Annotated in this window: 2 protein-coding genes and 1 pseudogene; 2 read left to right on the top strand and 1 reads right to left on the bottom strand. The window is 71.5% G+C overall.

Annotated elements, in window-relative coordinates:
* The coding region (locus DQP58_RS26925) for a hypothetical protein (RefSeq protein ID WP_165827965.1) at positions 1-208 on the bottom strand (208 nt) is incomplete at its 3' end.
* A 97-nt stretch (positions 209-305) separates the two neighbouring features.
* Here DQP58_RS26925 and DQP58_RS26455 point away from each other — a divergent pair.
* Together DQP58_RS26455 and DQP58_RS26450 are read left to right on the top strand one after the other, a co-directional pair.
* Entirely contained in the window at positions 306-1,454 is a 1,149-nt protein-coding gene (locus DQP58_RS26455; RefSeq protein ID WP_112710975.1) for a DUF7159 family protein, read from the top strand.
* Between the two features lie 163 nt (positions 1,455-1,617).
* Positions 1,618-2,643 (top strand): annotated as a pseudogene (locus DQP58_RS26450) (DUF7159 family protein); the annotation flags it as partial.
* Positions 2,644-2,652: the final 9 nt, after the last annotated feature.

Here is a 2,652-nt window from a genome sequence, read left to right as displayed (position 1 = left end):
GGGCGGCGGTCACGGGCCCCTCGGCCCCCTCGCCCCCCGCGGACCCCTCGGTCACGGCCCGTTCGGCGGTCACGGCCCGTTCGGCGGTCACGGACCCTTCGGCGGCCACGGACCCTTCGGGGGTCATGGATTCGGTGGCGGCCACGGCTTCGGCGGTGGTCACGGATTCGGCGGCCACGGCTTCGGCGGTGGTCACGGCTTCGGCCACCGATAGCGCCCTCGCGGTTCCCGGGCGGGCCGGACCCGGCGCGCTAGGGTGGCGGATCTGGGCAGGGCAACCAATTTCGGAGGATGTGGAGGGAGCGGTGGACGTCGTACTTGGTGTGTCTATGGCACCTGAGACCGTCCGCATGGTGCTCGTCGAAGGCGAAGCCGCGAGCGGGGTGACGGTCGATCAGGACGGTTTCGACGTCGCCGGCCACGAGACCCCCATCGCCGCAGCCAATCACGTCGTCGCGGCCATTCTCGGAACCCGGGACAGCGCGGCCCAAGGCGGGTATCGGCTCAAGTCCAGCGGAGTGAGCTGGACCGACCCCGTTAAGGCGGCGGCACTGCGAGACGCGTTGGCCGCGCGCAAGATCGAGAACGTCATGCTGGTCTCGGCGGTCATGGCCGCCGCGGCGCTGGCGCAGGCCATGGGCAGCGCGACCAACTGGGCCCGCACGGCGCTGCTGCTCGTCGAACCGGACAGCGCGACCCTGGCTGTCGTCGACACCTCCCAGGGGACGGTCACCGACGTGCATCGGCACCCGCTGCCCGGCGACGACGCCGCCGCATTGGCGAAACTCAGCGCGATGGTCTCGGACGCCGAGTCGATGAGCGCGCGGCCCGACGGGTTGTTCCTGGTCGGCTCGGAGGTCGACATTCCCTCCATCAAGCCCACGCTCGAGGCGGCGACCGCCCTGTCGGTGACGACGCCCGAAGAACCCGAGATGGCCCTGGCGCGCGGCGCCTCGCTGGCCGCGGCGAACGCGAAGCTGGGAGCGCCGCGAACGGTCGCGATGAGCGCCACGCAGACCGCCTCGGCCGCGGCGGCCGAGCTCGCCTACAGCGCCGAAGAGGCCCCGGCCTCCGACGCCCATCGGCTCTCCGGGACGCCGTCGCAGCCGCGCCGCAGCCGTAGGTCGATCCTGACCATCGCCGCTGTGACGGCGGTGTTCGTCGGCGGCGTCGCGGCGTTGACGGTGGCACTGATCTTCGGGCACCGGCCGCCCGCCGACCAGCGGCCCGACGTCGGCACGAACGTCGTCGCCCCGCAGAATCCGAACGCCGGCCCACCGGGACCGCCCCCGCCGCCCGCCGCCCCGGCGGCACCGCCCCCGGCACCCGCCGCCCCGGCGGGACCGCCCCCGGCGCCCGAGTCGCCGCCGCAGCCCTCACCGCATTCCGGCGACCACCACAACCTGGACGACTGGCTGCACCGACACCTGGGGCCTGGGATTCCGTCCCCGTAGGCCCGCCGAGGCCCGGTCCGGGCCACCCCCAGAGCGGCGAACGAGCGTAAAATCGGGTTACTAGGGGAATAACGGTGGGGACTAAGCGATCTCTCGCGCCACCAGTTCGTGCGACGAGCCCGCCCTTACCGTTATTGGCTAGCAACCGACTATTGGAGGAGCTTTGGACACCGTACTTGGTGTGTCGATGGCGCCGACGGCAGTCCGGATGGTGCTGGTCGAGGGGGAAAACGGCGACGGCGTGACCGTCGATGAAGACAATTTCAACGTCGCCACCGCTGATGATGCAGCAACGGTAACCGCCTCGGACCAGGTAGTTTCGGCCATCTTGGGGACCCGTCAGGGCGCGGCAGAGGGTGGCTATCAACTGGCGTCGACCGGGGTCACGTTCACTGACCCGCTCGAGGCCGCCGCGCTGCGCGACAAGCTGGCGGCCCACAAGGTCGAAAATGTGATGCTCGTCTCGGCCTTTTTGGCCGCGGCCGCGCTGGCGCAGGCGGTGGGCCACCAGACCAACTACGCGAATACGGCGCTGCTCTACATCGAGCCCGACACCGCGACGCTGGCGGTCGTCAACAGCGCCGACGGATCCGTCGCCGACGTCCAGCGGCAGGCCCTGCCCGCCGACGACGAGGCGGCCGTCGCCCAGCTGGCCGCGATGGTGTCCAGCGCGGAGAACTTGGAGACGCGCCCGGACGCCGTGTTCGTCGTCGGCTCCGGCATCGACATCCCGATGATCAAGCCCGCCCTCGAGGCGGCGACCACGCTGCCGCTGACGGCGCCCGAGGAGCCGGACACGGCCCTTGCCCGCGGCGCGGCGCTGGCGTCGGCGAACGCCCCGCTGTTCTCGTCGTCCACCGCGGCCCTGGCCTACGCGCAGGATCCCGGCACCGGCGCGATCAACCCGTTGGCCGTGGCGCCGGGCTACTTCGAAACCCCGGGTGAGGCCGGCGCGGACGGACTTGCCTACAGCGCCGTGCCCGACGATCCCGACGAGTTCTTCACCGGCTCGCAGACCGCCGCGACGGCGCTGGTCGACTCGGACTACCACGAGCGCAGCTCGTTCCGGCTGGTCGGAAGCGCGGTGGCGGCAATCTTCGTCATCGGCGTGGTGGCGCTGGTCGTATCGCTGGCCATCGCCATCCGGCCGACGGCCAACGTGCGGCCAAGCCCGAACCAGAACGTCGTGTAGGGAAAG

It is taken from the genome of Mycobacterium colombiense (assembly GCF_003284975.1).
Taxonomy (GTDB): domain Bacteria; phylum Actinomycetota; class Actinomycetes; order Mycobacteriales; family Mycobacteriaceae; genus Mycobacterium; species Mycobacterium europaeum_A.
This window is presented reverse-complemented; position numbering and strand designations above follow the sequence as displayed.